Raw genomic sequence first — 15935 nt, forward strand, 5'->3', positions numbered from 1 at the left:
CATAAGGGGCGCGCCGGGCGGCCGCCGCGCGCGCTGCGCACCGGCGAGAGGGGATCAGTTCATCCGCCCCGCGAGCCGGGCGACCGCCGCGGTCAGCTCCGCGGGCTCCACCGGCTTCGCGAGGTAGACCTGGAAGCCCGCGAGCAGCGCCTCCGTCCGATCCTCCGCCTGGGTGTAGGCGGTGAGCGCGGCCGCGGGGACGCGCCCGCCGCGCGTCGCCTCGAGGCTGCGGATCTTGCGGATGAGCGCGTACCCGTCCTCCCCGGGCATGCCGAGATCCGACAGGAGCACGTCGGGAGGGCGCGCGGAGAGCGCCGCGAGCGCCTCGCGCGCGGACGCCGCCGCGGTCACGAGGGCGCCGGCCGCCTCCAGCACCTGACGGACCACGTCGAGGGTGTCGGGATCGTCGTCGACGACGAGCACCCGCACGCGCTCGAGCCCCGCGAGCGGCCGAAGCTCGCGCGGCCCGGTCGGCGGCGCCGGAGCCGTCTCCGACGTTCGCCGGGGCCGCTGAGGCGAGATGGGCAGCCGCACGGCGAACGTCGCGCCCCGCCCCGGGCCGTCGCTCGACGCGGAGACGGAGCCGCCGTGCGCCTCCACGAGGTGCCGCACCAGCGCGAGGCCGAGGCCGAGCCCCCCGTGGGCGCGCGTCGAGGACGAGTCCGCCTGGCGGAACCGCTCGAAGAGGTGCGGCAGGAACGCCGGGTCGAGCCCCGCGCCCGTGTCGCGCACGTGGATGGTCACCTCGTCCCCCTCGCGCGCGAGCCGGATCTCCACGCGACCGCCGGGCGGCGTGAACTTGATGGCGTTCGAGAGCAGGTTCCAGACGACCTGCTGCAGCCGCCCCGGATCGCCCGCCACCGGCCCGGCGCGCGGCACGAGCACCGCCGCGATCGAGATGCTCCGCGCCGCCGCGGCAGGACGGACGGCCTCGAGCGCCGCCTCGATGACCGGCACGAGCTCGACGGGACGCACGTCGAGCCGCAGCTGGCCCCGCACGATGCGCGACGCGTCGAGCAGGTCGTCCACGATCTGCGCCTGCGCCTGGGCGCTCCGCTCGATGGTCTCGATCCCGCGCGCGGCCGCGGTCGCGTCGAGCTTGCCGAGCCGGAGGAGCCGCGCCCAGCCGAGCACGGCGTTGAGGGGCGTGCGCAGCTCGTGCGAGACGGTGGAGACGAACTCGTCCTTCGCGCGATCCGAACGCTCCGCCTCCGCGCGCGCACCTCGCTCCCTCGCCTCGAGCCGCGCTCGCTCTTCGCTCGCGCGCTGCCGCTCGGCGTCCAGCTCGCGACGGGCCGTCTCCGCCTCCCGGCGCAGCGTCCCGCCCTCGCGCTCGAGGGTGCTCCTCGCCCTGGAGACCCGCCGGAGCGCGACGCCGAGCGCCACCGCGACCGCCGCCGCGGCGAGCGTCACCGCAGCGAGCAGGATCTGGCCGGCGGACGAGTCCATCGTGGGAGCCTCGACGGGCAGGGATCATAGCGACCGGACGGGGAACCGCGCCGGCCAACCTGTGGGCCGAGGTGGGCCGGGCGAAATGGACAGCCGCGGATGGGTCGGTATCATGACCCACCGGAGCGCGCCCCCAATGAAGATCACGCCCCTCGACATCACTCAGAAGCAGTTCTCCAAGGTGTTCCGCGGCTCCTCCCCCGAGGAGGTCGAGGCGTTCCTCGCCCTCGTGGCGACCGAGTTCGAGTCGCTCGTGAAGGAGAACCTCGCGCTGCGCGAGGAGGACCGCCGCAAGGCCGAGGAGATCGCGGAGTTCAGGAGCCGCGAGCGCGCGCTCCAGGAGACGCTCGTGACGGCCCAGCGGGCCTCCGAGGAGATCCGCGAGTCCGCCCGCAAGGAGGCGGAGATCACGATCTCGGACGCCGAGCTCCAGGCCGAGAAGATCGTCCAGGGCGCGCACCAGCGCTTCCTCCGCATCGTCGACGACATCAACGAGCTGAAGCGCCAGCGCGTCCAGTTCGAGGCGAACGTGCGGACCCTCGCCGAGAGCCACCTGAAGCTCATCGAGGCGTTCCGCGAGCCTGCCCGCGAGGAGACCGTCCAGTACATCCCCTCGCGCCGGAAGGCCGCGGACGAGTAGCGGACGTTCAGAGCGCTCCGGGCCCGCTCGCTCTCATCCTCGCGTAGTCGAGCAGAACGCAGGGGCACGAGCCCGTCGCAGGCGGGGTCGTTTACCGTAGAGCCAGCACCACCGAGCACGGCCACTCGCAGGCGCACGAGCCCGTCGCCGAGCCGGGCGCACGAGGAGCGCAGCCGCGCAGGCGTACTGCTTGCGTTTGAGGATCCGTCACATCTTCGGCTGCTGACCGGAGGGGGGGGAGCGGCTTCGGTCGGACGAGCGGGGAATCGCACGCTCCGGCTGGGCAACGACGGGGTTGGCACGCGCGCACCGGGAAGGCTCCGCGCGGAGCACTGCGGGCGCAGAGCGGTGAGCGTCACCCGATGGGGCGTAAAGGTTCGGAAGCCGGGTAGCACCGAGCGGCGAGTCGTCGCTCTAGCCGCGCGGCCATGTGAACCCAACCCGGTTCGCCGGAGGTCGGCCAACTCCGCTGGCGGCCGCAGCGTCACGGCGCCCACATCCCCAGCTGCATGACGGGACGCAGAGGTGCCACGCCAGCGCCAGAGAGCGGCGTCGGCCCGGCGCTCGCGTCGCGGCGGAAGTGATCCATGTGCTCGCGCCCGAAGGTGTTCTCTGCGTGGAGAAGATTGTGGGCTCGGCAGGCGAGCCGAAGATTGTCGATCGTCGACAGTCCCCCGAGGGCGACGGGTCGGATGTGGTCGAGCTCGAGCTTCCAACGGCTGTTACAGCCGCAGCCGTCCGGACCGACCCAGGCGCAGCGCCCGCCGTCGCGCTTCCACACGGCGCGGCGAACTATCGCCGGGATCGTGGGCCTCGCCCCCGGCGGCTTCGCCGCGACCTGCTTCGCGCCCCTGTTCGAGCCTTCCTCGGAGCCCTCCTTCGCGCACTCCTTCGAACCTTCCTTCGCGTCCTTCGTCTTCCGCTCCGGCGCGGCAGCGCCCTTGCGCTTGCCGTGCTTCTCGATGGCGCAGCGGATCGCCTCGTGGAGCACCGCCGCGAGGTCGCCGTCCGGAACCTTGTGCGACAGGAGTGACCGGAGCGTCTCGAGGTCCTCCTTGCAGGCGCGGTCGAGGGTGACCCGAAGCGACCAGTGCGTCTCCGAGACGGCGAGCGTCTCGGCCCTTCGCTTCGGCTGCGCGACGGTGGGCGGGAGCGCAGGCCGCGAGTCGGCGATGGGGTCCGGGCCGAGGGTCGGTTCAGCAGGGCCGGCCACTGGCGCCGCCTCGGCGCCTGCATCGGACGCCGGGAGCGGTAGCGCTGCGCTCGCTGCGGCGGGCGCGCGCTCGGCCAGCTTGCGGACGCCTGCGCGCGGAGCGGTGCGGGCCTGGACGGAGACGACGAGGTGCTCGACCTCGGCCCGCGTCCGGAAGGCGGCGCGAGCGAGGATGTCGTCCACGTTCTCCTGGGTGAGCACCTGCCCGCGGCGCTATCCGCTGCGCCCTCGTCGATGCCTTTCCGCGGTCTCCGCGCGTGACACGCGCGAGGCGCGTGCGCGAGAGCGGCCCTTCCGCGCCGGCTCCGATGCCGGAGCGCGCTCGAGGCGAGAAGGCGTCAACGGGAAATGTTTCACCCACCGCACCTGGGACGCCCTGCCTCTTCGCGAGAATGCCGCGACATCGGGCGGCACTACCGCTGGCGATAGTTATCACCATGGGTGAAGACGGCCGACCGTCCGTGACGCTCCAGCCCGTGCTCCGGTGCGGCTGCGGAGGCGCCTTCGAGAAGGCCGCACGCACCACGCGCGAAATCATGCCGTCGCCGCGCCCGGCCCGACACGACGAGACGTTCGCCTGCTCCGCCGCCTCCCCGCGTTCATCGGGGTCGAGCACGAGCGCGTGCGCCGACCCCGTCGATGCCCAAATCCGGCACGCGCACTGAAACCGCGGTCGAAACACCCACCGCTCGTCCGGCGAGTACCTGCCGTTGTGATGAATGAGACCGCTTCCGTACGCCGAGCAGCGGAGCGACGAGTCCGCCCGGCGCAGGCAGGCATCGTGCGCCGTAGCCCCAGCAGGCAGGGATCGTGCGCCGTAATCAGTGCGCCTCCGCCCAGCTCCCCCCCACCCCCACCTCCACCTCGAGCGGCACCTCGAGCGCCGCCGCGCCGGACATCTCGCGCCGGACGAGCGCCTCGACCGGCGCGAGCTCGCCTTCGGGGACCTCGAGCACGAGCTCGTCGTGGACCTGGAGGAGCAGCCGGGCCCGGCGCCCCTCGCTCGCGAGCGCGTCGTGCACGCGGATCATCGCGATCTTCACGATGTCCGCGGCCGTGCCCTGGATCGGCGTGTTGATCGCCGTGCGCTCCGCGGCGTTGCGGAGCGCGGGGTTCCGCGCCGCGATCTCAGGCATGGCGCGGACGCGCCCGAACAGCGTGCGCGACTCCCCCGTCGCACGCGCGTCCTCCACCGCCTTCTCGACCCAGCGCCGCACGCCGGCGTAGCGCGTGAAGTACCGGTCGATGATCGCCTGCGCCTCCGCGCCCGGCAGGTCGAGCCGCTGCGAGAGCCCGAAGGCGGAGAGGCCGTAGGCGATCCCGAAGTTCAGCACCTTCGCGATGCGGCGCATGTCCGACGTGACCATGGCGGGCGCGACGCCGAACGTCTCCGCGGCGGTGCGCGTGTGAACGTCGTCGCGGGCGCGGAACGCCTCGAGGAGCGCGGGATCGTGCGAGTAGTGCGCGAGGATCCTGAGCTCGATCTGGGAGTAGTCGGCCGAGAGGAGCCGGGCGCCCTCCGGGGCGACGAACGCCGCGCGGATGCGGCGCGACAGCTCGGTGCGCACCGGGATGTTCTGCAAATTCGGATCGGACGAGGAGAGGCGCCCGGTCGCCGCGCCTGCCTGGTGGAAGGTCGTGTGGATGCGGCTGTCCGCCGGGTCGACGAGCTGAGGGAGCGCGTCGACGTAGGTGCCCTTGAGCTTCGAGAGCCCCCGGTGCTCGAGCACGAGCCGCGGCAGCTCGTGCTGCTCGGCCAGCTTCTCGAGGACGTCCTGGTCGGTGGACGGGCCGGTCTTGAGCCGCTTCAGCACGGGGAGGCCGAGCTCGGTGAAGAGCACCTGCGAGAGCTCGCGGGTGGACGCGATGTTGAAGGGGTGACCGGCGGACGCGTGGATGCGGGTCTCGAGGTCCTGCATGGAGCGCCCGAACTCGGCGCTCATGCCCTCCATGGCGCCGCGGTCGACGAGGATGCCCGCCCGCTCCATCTCCCAGAGCACGGGCACGAGCGGCCGCTCCACGTCCCGGTAGAGGGGCAGGACCTTCTCCTCCTCGAGCGCGCGCTCGAGCGCCGGGACCAGGTCGAGCAGCGAGGCGGCGCACTGCGCGGCCCACGCGCCGGCGCGCTCCACCTCGATCCCCTCGACCGCGACCCGCTCGCTCTTGCGGGCGGCGTCGCCGCCGCTCGGATCGCGCGGCAGCTCGCAGCCGATCCGCTCGCGTGCGACGTCGGCGAGGGCGTGCTCGCGCCGGGTGGGGAGGAGCAGCCGGCTCGCGAGCTCGGTGTCCATCCCCGGCCCCGCGAGCGTGAGCCCGAGCCCCGCGAGCGCGTGCTGCACCGCCTTGCGGTCGTGCGTGTGCTTCGGCGCGTCGCCCTCCAGGAGCGGCCGCAGCGCGGCGCGCACGTCCTCCACGCCGAGCTGCGCGGGCGCCCCGAGGTAGCGGTGGCGCAGCGGCACGTAGAACGCCCTGCCGCCTCCCGCCAGCGCGAGGCCCACCACCGGATCCGTGCGCGGGGCCGGCCCCGCGAGCACGGGCCGGAGCCCCACGGCGGGGGCGGCCGTGAGCGCCGCGACGGCGTCCGCGAGCGCCGCCGCGTCGAGGACGAGCTCCGCGCGCTCCGTGCGCGGCGTCGGCGGGGGCGCGGGCAGGTCCTTCAGGAGCCGGGAGAACTCGAGCTCGGAGAAGAGCGCGCGCACGCGCGAGTCGTCCGGACGTCTCCGCCCGAGCGCCTCGGGCGCGAGCGGGAGGGTGAGGTCGCAGCGCAGCGCCACGAGCTCCCGGTTCATCCGGATGCGCGCCGCGTTCGCGACGATCTTCTCCTTCACCTTCTCGCCGCCGCGCGCGACCGCCGCCGGGATCTCGTCGGGCCGGCGCAGCATCTCCTCGACGGTGCCGAAGCGGCGCACCAGCGCGGCGGCGGTCACCTCGCCGATGCCCGCGATCCCCGGCACGTTGTCGATCTTGTCGCCCAGGATCGCCATGTACTCGACGACCTGGTCCGGCCGGACCCCCAGCTTCTTCTCGACCTCGGCGGGCCCGGTCCACCCGCCCCGGCCGCTCGCCTCGGCCATCGGGTCGTAGAGCGAGAGCTTCTCGTCCACGAGCTGCGCGAAGTCCTTGTCGCCCGTGACCACCACGACCTCGTAGCCCTGCTCGCGCGCGCGGCACGCCAGCGTGGCGATGACGTCGTCCGCCTCCACGCCTCCCTCCTCGATGCGCGGCACGGCGAGGGCGTCCGCCACCTCCCGCACGAGGGGGAACTGCGCGCGCAGATCGTCTGGCGCCTCGGGGCGGTTCGCCTTGTAGGTGGGGTCGATCTCGTTCCGGAAGCTCTTGCGCCCCGCGTCCATGACGAGCGCGACGTGCGTCGGCGCGTGCTCGCGGAGCGCCTTGAGGAGCATCGTCGTGAAGCCGTAGACCGCGTTGGTCGGCGTCCCGCGGGTGGTCGAGAGGTGCGGGATCGCGTGATAGGCGCGGAAGACGAAGCCCGAGCCGTCGATGAGCGTCAGGGTGGGCATGCGGGACGGAACGATAGTCCCACGCGCCGGCGCGGGCAGCGGGAAAACGCGGCGCGCCCGCGAGTCGCGAGGCGGTGCGGCGGAAACGTCGCGGCCCAGGGCCCGCGCGAGGGACGCCTCACCGCAGCGCGCAGCGCAGCCGCTCGGCGCACACGAAGTACTCGTCGCCGTCCTCGATGCGCCGGCGGGCGATCCGCTCGCGCCGGAACCACGTGCCGTTCGACGAGCCGAGGTCCTCGATGAGCCAGCCCGGCCCCTCGCGCACGATGGCGACGTGCTCGCGGGACACCTTCGCGCTGTCCACGACGAGGTCGCAGTGCCGTCCCCGGCCGATGACGAAGCGATCCTTCGCGACCGGCACCTCGGTGCCGTCGTCGCGCACGAGCACGAGCGCGGACGCGACGCCCGCCGCGGCCGACGGCGCAGGCGAGGCGGCCGGAGCCGCCGCGACGGCGGCCGGCACCGGCGGGGGCGCGCGCATCTCGCGCTCGAGCCGCGCGGCCGTGTCGAGCACCTGCTCCGCCACGACGGCGCGCTCGGCCCGCGGCAGCACGGGCGCCCCGGCCGCCGGAGGCGGGGCCCCCGGGCGCGTGGTCGCGGCGACGCTGCCGGGGACCACGTAGCCGTTGAGCCGCATGAACACGTGGACCGCCTGGTTCACGAGCGCCTCGCGGTCGGAGCCCATCTCCTCCGCCATCCGCTCGAGCGCCTCCCACAGGTGGTCGGCGATCGCGACCTGCCGGACCGTCTTCATGCGAGCGCTCCCGGGCGCCCGCGAGGCCCCCCGTCGCGCGCCGCCGAGCTCATCGGATCACCTTGATGGTGTTCACCGGCTCGCTCGGGCTGAAGTCGAGCACGAAGTCGTTCGCGTACGGGACGAGGAACCGGTAGCCCTCGGTGAGGAGACGCTTCCGGGTGTCCGCGGAGAGGCCGGCCTCGCCGGCGATGGCGCTGCGATCGAAGCTCGAGACGGCGAGCGGCAGGACCGCGGCCGTCGAGGTCGGGGAGGTCGGCCCGCGGGAGCTCGGGGCGATCCCGCTGACGGTGACGGCGGAGGTCTGCAGGAGCCGCAGCTGGCTCCAGAGCGTGTGGTCGTCCGCGGGGAAGACCTCCCCCTCCGCCACCGAGCCGTGATAGCCGACCTTGAAGGAGATGACGGGCCCGTTCGCCCGCGGGAACGGATAGAGCGCCGCGGGCCAGGCCTGGTAGCACTCCAGGTCGTCGCCAGGGGCGGCCTCGGTGCCGTGACACTGGTCGGACACGTGGTAGATGCGGCGCGCCTTGCGAGCCAGCACCAGCCGCTCGCAGACGAGCCGGCACGCGGCGTCGCAGGTGCTGAAACCGGCGGGCGGGGTCCGCCAGTCGGCCGGCCAGGGCAGGAGCGGGCACTGCGCCGCGAGGGCGTCCTCGTCCTCGTACTGCAGCGCGAAGTCGGGCGTGGTGGCGACGTCCGCCGCCGGCACGAGCTCCGGCCGCCCGGCGTAGCCGCTCGCGGTCCCGGTCAGCATGAGCCCCGAGGCGCGCACGCGGGCCTGGACGCCGACGGCCCCTGCGCGGAGCGCCTGGAGGCACGCGGGCCAGTCGCGCCACGGGCCGACCGAGCCGTCCGTGTTCACCTTGGGTCGCGGGTCGTCGAGCGGCTCGAGCGCGAGCGCGCCGCCCGGGTAGGCGTCGGCGGGCGGCAGGAGCTCCGTCACCCGGGCCTCGATGGCGGCGTCGCTGGGACAGCCCGCGACGGCGGGGGCGTAGATCTCGGCGAGGTCCCCCACCCGCACGGCGAACGTGGGGTCGTAGACGCGCACCACCTCGGTGAACGGCGTGGCGCCCGAGCCGGTCACCGGGACCTGCATGGCGACCCAGGTCCCGCCGCCGGCCGTGGCGCCGGTCTGGCCGCGGTGCGCCTCGAGCCCCGGGAGCAGCCCCTGGAACGAGACCACCCAGGTCTCGCTGCCAGTGAACCCGGGCGTCACGTGCACGCCCTTCTGGATCTCGGTGGTGTCGTACCCGAGCTTCCAGGTCTCGCCGTCGAGGAACCAGATGCCGAAGATGCGCGGGTGGTCCTCGCCCTCCACCGTCGTTCCGAGCGCGAGGCCGGTCGTGACGCGCGTCTTGGTCTTCGCGCGGATGATCGACAGGTCGTTCGGGACGGCGTACCGGCCCAGATCGGCGTAGTAGATCCGCCCGTTCGCGGACGGGATCGCCGCGACGGCGGTCGTGGCGCGGCGCCCGGTGCCGGGCGCGATCTTCATGAACCCGCTCGGGAAGAGGGCCTCCTCGCCCGGCGGCGGCGTGGCGGGAGGCTCCGCGACGGCCAGCCCGAGCGGGAACTCCGGCAGCGTGATCGGCGCCAGGTACGGCATGAGGCCGGCGTAGTCCGGAACGATGCCGCCGGTCGCCGGATCGATGACCGCGATGCCGCAGCCGATGCGGTGGTTCGGCCCGCAGCGCGTCGGATCGACCACGGCGTAGACGCGATCCACGGCCGTGGCCTGGAACTCGCTGGTGTCGTCGTAGAAGGCGCCGTAGATGGCCGAGGGCCACTCCGTGAGCCGCTCCTGCAGGCGCGCCGCGGCCACGAACCGCGTCGGCGCGCGGGCGTCGAGCGCGCGGATCGTCCAGTCGGCGGGCGCACCTGCCACCGTGATCTCGGCGACGCCCTCCACCGCGCCGATCGGATCGGGGGACGCGGCGTACAGGTGGAGCGGGTCGTGGGGGTTCATCGCGAGCGAGACGACGTCGAACGGAGCGCCGCCGGCGTCGAGGGAGCGCACCGAGGCCTCTCCGCGCACGATCCCCGGGCCGTCCGCTGCCCGCGAGTACTCGACGATCGCCAGCCGGGCGCCGGTGAGAGCGGCGACGACGCGGACGCGGCCCGGGGTCCGGCCGGGAGGGCTGGCGCCGTCCGGCACCGGGATCGCGGCGAGGGCCACGATCGCGGCGCCGGGCGCGAGCGCGGCGAGGTCGGCCTCGTCCACGATGCGGGCCGACGCGTTCCAGGTCTCGACGAGCTGCAGCGCCGGCACCGCGGCCGACGCGACGACGAGGAGGTCCGCCTTCGCGGCGTCCCCGGTGCCGTCCCAGAGCGACGACGCGGCGAGCAGCGTGGGGCGCGGATCCGGAACCGGCACGGCGAGCGAGCGGACGATGACGGGCGCGAGGACCGGCGCGTCGTCCACCGCGTCGACGAGGGTCAGGTCCGAGCGCGCGGCGTTCGCGATGGCGAAGTACGGGTGCAGCCCGGCGTTCTTGGGCGTGAAGCCGTTGTACGCCACCACCGACGACGGCCCCGAGAGCCCGACGCCGATGGAGGTGCTGCTCTTTCCGCACGCGGCCAGGGCCGCGAGCGCGAGGAAGGCCAGCCGTCTCTTCACGGCGTCACCCCGATCCGGTCCTCGACGCGCGGGTCCGCCGCGGTCCACGGCGCGTCGAGCGGGATGTCGATGGGCGTCACGAACCCGTCCTTGAAGGAGGAGACGAACAGGCGCGCCTTGGCCCCGTCGTCGCGGACGGCGAGGCCGAACGGCTGCCGCCCGAACAGCGGGATCCCGGTGTGGGGATCGCGCCCGATCACGCGCACGAGCGCGCCCTGCTCGTCGTCGTAGATCCAGAGGAGCCCGTCGTCGGAGGCGGTGACCGCGACGAGATCGCCCATCCCCGGCCTCGGCGGCAGCACCTTCACCTCGTTCGCGCCGAGCCCCACGTCGTAGATCCCGACGACGCGTGGCTGGAGGCCGGACCGCTCCTCGACGAGGTCGATGACGAGGAGCACGCCTCCCACGTCGAACCCCGGACGCCCCCCGATCGCGCCGGCGAGATCGGCGTTGTAGACGCGCGCCGCGACGTACGCGCGGCGCGTCCGGCCGTCCTGCGGGTTCGACAGCGCCATGCCGCGCGCCTCGACTCCGCGGAGGAACACCGCGAGGTCCATGCCGAACACCGGGCAGCCGCCCTCCGAGACGGCCGCGTCGATCGCGCAGTCGCCCGCCAGGTCGAGCCAGCGGAACGGCGCGGTCGTGCCGCTCTCGATGGCGGTGAAGAAGAGCCGGTCGGTCTGCGCGTCGTAGGCGAAGCTGCGCACCGGCCCGAGCCCGACGTCCCGGTTGCGGGTGGCGCCGGTCCGGAGGTCTACCTCGGAGATCTGGCCGCGGCTCCCCGGCGTGCGCAGGAAGCCGACGTACGCGCGCGCCCGCGGCTCGCCGCCGGCGACGGCGGGCGGGCGGCACACGGCGAGGACGCCGTACGCGTCCGCCACGTCGCTGCGCAGCGGCAGGCGGCACCCGGCGCCGCAGGACAGCTCGCCGCCGGCGCCGACGCCGATGCGATAGAGCGCGTTCCCCTCGCGCGCGGGGACGAGCGCGAGCGACTCGGGTAGCCCGCAGGCCGCTGCGTCGGCGACGGAGAGCTCCCCCGCGAAGCTGGCGATGCGGACGCCCTTCCCGAAGGTGCTCGGGGACGCCTGCACGTCGACCGGGATGACGCTCCCGCCGTCGTCGAGCCCGTAGGCGAGCTCGAAGTTGGAGGAGACGACGAGCAGGTCGCTCCCCGACATCCCGAGGGCGATGGGCGCGCTGAACCGGTCGAGCGGAGCCGGGTCGGCGGACGGCGGGGTGCCGCAGGCTGCCAGCGCTGCGGCGGCGGCGGCGAGGAGCGCGTTTCTGACGTGGGCGGGCACGGGTGAGCGCGAACCGTAGCCGCGGGGTCGGGAGCCGGTCAAGGTCGGGATGCTCACGCCTGGGCCGGCGCCTCGGCCTGGATCTTCCGGAAGTCTGCGACGCCGGAGAAGAGCGCCGCGACCCGCCGCATGAGCCCGAGCCGGTTCGCGCGGACCTGCGGATCCTCCGCCATGACGAGCACGTCGTCGAAGAACCGCGCGACCGCGGGCTCGAGCTCGGCGACGTTCCGCAGCACGCCCGGGTAGTCGCGGGTCGTACGGAGAGTCGCAGCCTCCGCCTCGACGCGCTCGAGCTCCGCCAGCAGGTGGCGCTCGGCCTCCTCGCGCAGGAGGTGGGGATCCACCGCCGCCCCCGTCCCGCCCCCGGCCTTCTCCTGGATGTTCGCGACGCGCTTGAACGCCAGCGCGAGCGGCACGAAGTCGGGCCGCGCCTTCACCTGCGCGAGCGCCTCGAGGCGCCGGCGCGCGTCCACCACGTCGTCGAAGCCCGCGGCGAGCACCGCGTCCACGAGGTCGCCGTCGAGCTCGTCGCTCCACAGCGCGCGCAGCCGCCCGCGGACGAAGTCGAGCACCTGCTCCGCGATCACGGCACGATCGGCCGCGAGGCTCACCCCCGCGAGCGCGTCGAGCGTCTGCTCGACCGCCGCGGAGAGCGACAGGTGATACCCGCGGGCGAGCAGGATGCGGAGGATGCCGATGGTGGCGCGGCGCAGGCCGAACGGGTCGGCGGCGCCGGTGGCCTTCTCGCCCACGCCGACGATCCCGACGAGCGAGTGGAGCCGGTCCGCGATCGCGACGAGCGCGCCGACGTCGCCCCGGGGCATCTCTCCCGAGGCCCCCACCGGCCGGTAGTGATCCTCGATCGCGTCCGCGATCTCCGGCTTCAGGCCCTCGAGCCGGGCGTAGTGGCCGCCCATGACCCCCTGCAGCTCGGGGAACTCGCCGACCATGCCGGTGGTGAGGTCGGTCTTGGCGAGCCGCGCGGCCTCGACCACGTCGGGCACGAGGTCCTCCCGGTCGACGGCCTTGGCGAGCGCGCTCGCGATCGCCACGATGCGGTCGGTGCGCGCGAGCTCGCTCCCGAGCCGCGCCTGGAACGTGCGCCGCCCGAGGTCCTCGATGCGATCGCGCAGGGGCCGGCGCTTGTCCTCCTCGAAGAAGAACCGGGCGTCCGCGAGCCGCGCGCGCAGCACGCGCTCGTAGCCGTGGCGGGCGACCTTCGGGTCCCTCACCGGCGTGCCGGAGATCGCGACGAACCGGTTCTTGAGCCGGCCCTTCCCGTCCACCACCGCGAAGTAGCGCTGGTGGTTCCGCATCTCGGAGACGACCACCTCGGGCGGCAGGTCGAGGTTCGACCGCTCGAACTCGCCCGCGACGCCGGTCGGGTGCTCGACGAGGTACAGCACCTGCTCGACGAGCGGCTCGTCCGGCCGGATCTTGCCCCCGGCCGCCTTGGCGGCCTTCGCGAGCTCGAGCTCGAGGACCGCGCGCCGCTCGACCGGATCGGCGAGGACCTTCGCCCGGCGGAGCTTCGCGACGTAGTCCTCCGGGGTCCCCGCGAGCGCGATCGCCTTGGGCGCGGCGAAGCGGTGCCCGAACGTCACCTTCCCGGAGACGATCTCGCCGTGGCGGACCTTCAGCGGCCGGCCGCCGTAGAGCGCGACCATCCAGCGGATCGGGCGCGCGAAGGTCGCGTCGTCGAAGCGCGAGCGCATCGCCTTCCTGAAGCGGAGGCCCGCGAGGAGCCGCTCGAGGAGCTCGGGCAGGACCTGCTCCGCCCTGCGCCCCTTCTCCACCTTCGTCACCGCGACCCGCTCGCCCTTCGGCGTCTGGGCCCGCTCGAGCTTCGACACCTCCACGCCCTGGCTCTTCGCGAACCCGAGCGCGGCCGGCGTGGGGTTGCCGCCCGCGTCGAACGCCTGGGCCACGGGCGGCCCGAACGCCTCCGTCTTGGCGTCGGTCTGGCGCTTCGCGACGTCGCGCGCCCACACGGCGAGCCGCCGCGGGGTGCCGACGGCCTTCACCTCGCCGTGGGAGAGCCGCGCGGCGTCGAGCGCCTTCGCGAGATCCTCCTCGAGCTGCTTGAGCGCCGGCGGCACGAAGCCCGCCGGGATCTCCTCCGCGCCGATCTCGAACAGAAGGTCCGCCATCTGGTGTCTCTCGTGGGGTAGGAGGTATCGGACCGTCAGGCCTGCCGCGGCCGCTCGTCTCGCGCCTGCGACCGCTCGCCCTGTGCCTGGCGGAGGGCCTCTCGCGCCTCTCGCGCGAGGCGCGCTGCCTCGACCGCCTTCTTCCGCTCCGCGGGCGGCAGGAGCGGGAACCCGAGCGCCTCGCGCGAGTCGAGGTAGCCCCGCGCGCACTCGTGGGCGAGCGCGCGGACGCGCCCGATGTACGCCGCCCGCTCCGTCACGCTGATCGCGCCGCGGGCGTCGAGGTTGTTGAACGTGTGCGAGCACTTGAGGCAGTAGTCGTACGCGGGCAGCGGGAGCTTCGCCGCGAGGAGCCGCTTGCACTCGGCCTCGTAGATGTCGAAGAGCCCGAAGAGCATCTTCGGATCCGCGACGCGGAACGAGTACTCGCTCATCTCCACCTCGTTCCGGTGGAAGACCTCGCGGTAGCGGACGCCCTTCACCCACTCGACGTCGAAGACGTTCTCGACGTCCTGCAGGTACATGGCGATGCGCTCGAGGCCGTAGGTGAGCTCCGCCGCCACCGGCCTCACCTCGAACCCGCCCGCCTGCTGGAAGTAGGTGTACTGGGTGATCTCCATCCCGTCGCACCAGACCTCCCAGCCGAGGCCCCAGGCGCCGAGCGTCGGGCTCTCCCAGTCGTCCTCGACGAAGCGGATGTCGTGCTCGAGGGGGTCGATCCCGATCGCCTTCAGCGAGCCGAGGTAGAGCTCCTGCACGTCGGGCGGGTTGGGCTTCAGGATGACCTGGAACTGATGGTGCTGGTACAGGCGGTTCGGGTTCTCGCCGAAGCGGCCGTCGGCCGGGCGGCGGGAGGGCTCGACGTACGCCACGTTCCAGGGCTCGGGCCCGAGCACGCGCAGGAAGGTCGCGGGGTTCATCGTCCCCGCCCCGACCTCCTGATCGTACCCCTGGGCGAGGATGCAGTTGCGGCCCGCCCAGTAGGTCTGGAGCTTCAAGATGAGGTCCTGGAAGTACACGCGCGCGCCTCCTCGACCGGCGCGCGTCGCGCGGCGGCCCCGTCACCGGAGCCGGCGACGGTAGGGCCGTAAGGGTGCGGTGTCAAACCGAAACATCGCCGGCGCGGGGGAGCCCGGCGACCGCGCCGACGCGGGTGCAGACGCGGCCGGCGACGCGGTTCGCGAACGCGACCGCCCGCTCCAGATCCGCGCGCGCCAGCGCCTCGATCGGGCCACGTCCGGCGATCGCCGCGAGGAGGCCGGCCACGAAGCCGTCGCCGGCGCCGGTGGTGTCGACCACCTCCACCGGCTCCGCCGGGACGTGGAAGAGGTCGTCCCCGCGCCGGACGAGCGCGCCGCGCTCGGCGAGGGTCACGCACGCGAGCGGGACCCCCAGCGAGGCGAGCCGCGCCGCCGCGCGGGCGGGGTCCCCCTCCCCCGTCACGAGCTCCGCCTCCTCCTCCGACACCTTCACGAGCGTGCATGCGGGCACCACGTCCGCGCAGAGGCGGCGGAGCGCGCCGAGATCGTCCCACAGGTGCGCGCGCACGTTCGGGTCGAACGAGACGGACAGGCCGAGCGAGCGCGCCGCGGCGACCGCCGCGCGCAGCGCCTCCTGTCCCTCGGGCAGGACGTGCGCGGAGGAGCCCACGTGCAGCCACGCGGCGCGCGAGAGGAGGCCGCGATCGACGTCGCCGGGGGCGACGAGCTTGTCCGCCGAGAAGCGCGCGTTCGGCGAGAAGAAGCTCCGCTCGCCGCGGGCGTCGAGGGCCACGAACCAGATGCCGGTCGGCCGCTCGCGGGTGAGCCGGAAGGCGCAGCGCACCCCCTCCTCCTCGAGCTTGCGGACGAGGAGCCTGCCGAAGGGATCGTCGCCGAGCACTCCCCGGAAGGCGACCCTCGCCCCGAGGCGCGCGAGCCCCGTCGCGACGTTCGCGGGGGCGCCGCCGGGGCAGGCCTCGAAGCGATCGCAGTCCTCGAGCCGCCCGCGCCGCTCCGGGAGGAAATCGACGAGCGCCTCGCCCAGGCAGACCACGTCGAGGTCGCGCTGCATGCGTCAGTCCCCGAGCAGCGGCCCGATCTCGTCGAGGAACCGGCGCGCCGCGAGGCGCCGGCCGAGGTGGTGCTCGATGAAGGCCGCGAGGGCGTCGCGCGCCTCCCGCCCGATCGCCGGCGAGAGCGCCGCCTCCGCCCCGCCGAGCCCGGCCGCCTGGAGCCGCGCGAGCGCGGCGGCGGCGCCGGCGGACAGCCAGGGGGCGCCGGGCGCGGCCTGCGGCGCGCACGCCGGACAG

General features: G+C 74.2%; 10 protein-coding genes and 1 pseudogene. 1 reads left to right on the forward strand and 10 read right to left on the reverse strand.

Translation table 11 applies throughout. The annotated features are described in order from the left end of the window. Positions 1–54: 54 nt before the first annotated feature. Positions 55–1449 carry an ATP-binding protein gene (locus tag MNY60_RS12185; protein ID WP_242340894.1) on the reverse strand — a complete coding sequence of 465 codons (1395 nt, stop codon included), beginning with the start codon at positions 1447–1449 and terminating at the stop codon, positions 55–57. A gap of 136 nt (positions 1450–1585) precedes the next feature. On the opposite strand from MNY60_RS12185, the gene MNY60_RS12190 reads away from it, so the two are divergent. Further along, entirely contained in the window at positions 1586–2089 is a 504-nt protein-coding gene (locus tag MNY60_RS12190; protein WP_242340893.1) for a DivIVA domain-containing protein, read from the forward strand. A 484-nt stretch (positions 2090–2573) separates the two neighbouring features. On the opposite strand, the pseudogene MNY60_RS12195 reads toward MNY60_RS12190, so the two are convergent. The 9 genes and pseudogenes from MNY60_RS12195 to MNY60_RS12235 form a co-directional block, all read right to left on the reverse strand. Continuing rightward, a pseudogene (locus MNY60_RS12195) lies at positions 2574–3509 on the reverse strand (HNH endonuclease); the annotation flags it as partial. Between the two features lie 614 nt (positions 3510–4123). Next, positions 4124–6823: a DNA polymerase I gene (gene polA, locus MNY60_RS12200; RefSeq protein ID WP_242356219.1), complete on the reverse strand. Its 2700-nt coding sequence runs from the start codon at positions 6821–6823 to the stop codon at positions 4124–4126. A gap of 118 nt (positions 6824–6941) precedes the next feature. After that, positions 6942–7577, reverse strand: a complete 636-nt coding sequence (locus tag MNY60_RS12205) for an FHA domain-containing protein (protein WP_242360683.1) — start codon at positions 7575–7577, stop codon at positions 6942–6944. Positions 7578–7626: 49 nt separating this feature from the next. Beyond that, a complete protein-coding gene (locus MNY60_RS12210; RefSeq protein ID WP_242360685.1) occupies positions 7627–10194 on the reverse strand; it encodes a hypothetical protein in 2568 nt (855 codons plus the stop codon). Further along, positions 10191–11495, reverse strand: a complete 1305-nt coding sequence (locus MNY60_RS12215; RefSeq protein ID WP_242360687.1) for a hypothetical protein — start codon at positions 11493–11495, stop codon at positions 10191–10193. The genes MNY60_RS12210 and MNY60_RS12215 overlap by 4 nt, the downstream gene beginning before the upstream one ends. A gap of 53 nt (positions 11496–11548) precedes the next feature. Beyond that, a complete protein-coding gene (gene glyS, locus MNY60_RS12220; RefSeq protein WP_242360689.1) occupies positions 11549–13645 on the reverse strand; it encodes a glycine--tRNA ligase subunit beta in 2097 nt (698 codons plus the stop codon). A 35-nt stretch (positions 13646–13680) separates the two neighbouring features. Then, the gene (locus MNY60_RS12225) at positions 13681–14664 is read right to left on the reverse strand and encodes a glycine--tRNA ligase subunit alpha (RefSeq protein WP_242341159.1); all 984 of its coding nucleotides are present in this window, start codon (positions 14662–14664) and stop codon (positions 13681–13683) included. Between the two features lie 82 nt (positions 14665–14746). Further along, the gene (locus MNY60_RS12230; RefSeq protein WP_242341158.1) at positions 14747–15697 is read right to left on the reverse strand and encodes a carbohydrate kinase; all 951 of its coding nucleotides are present in this window, start codon (positions 15695–15697) and stop codon (positions 14747–14749) included. Between the two features lie 3 nt (positions 15698–15700). Further along, on the reverse strand, positions 15701–15935 hold a 235-nt coding region (locus MNY60_RS12235), incomplete at its 5' end, for a DNA repair protein RecO C-terminal domain-containing protein (RefSeq protein ID WP_242360691.1).

Source organism: Anaeromyxobacter sp. SG17, assembly GCF_022690695.1.
GTDB classification, from domain to species: domain Bacteria; phylum Myxococcota; class Myxococcia; order Myxococcales; family Anaeromyxobacteraceae; genus Anaeromyxobacter; species Anaeromyxobacter soli.

Bases quoted from the DNA above. Each gene is read 5' to 3' on its own strand.
- MNY60_RS12185 (WP_242340894.1), bottom strand. From the start codon at position 1,449: ATGGACTCGTCCGCCGGCCAGATCCTGCTCGCTGCGGTGACGCTCGCC.
- MNY60_RS12190 (WP_242340893.1), top strand. From the start codon at position 1,586: ATGAAGATCACGCCCCTCGACATCACTCAGAAGCAGTTCTCCAAGGTG.
- polA (WP_242356219.1), bottom strand. From the start codon at position 6,823: ATGCCCACCCTGACGCTCATCGACGGCTCGGGCTTCGTCTTCCGCGCC.
- MNY60_RS12205 (WP_242360683.1), bottom strand. From the start codon at position 7,577: ATGAAGACGGTCCGGCAGGTCGCGATCGCCGACCACCTGTGGGAGGCG.
- glyS (WP_242360689.1), bottom strand. From the start codon at position 13,645: ATGGCGGACCTTCTGTTCGAGATCGGCGCGGAGGAGATCCCGGCGGGC.
- MNY60_RS12230 (WP_242341158.1), bottom strand. From the start codon at position 15,697: ATGCAGCGCGACCTCGACGTGGTCTGCCTGGGCGAGGCGCTCGTCGAT.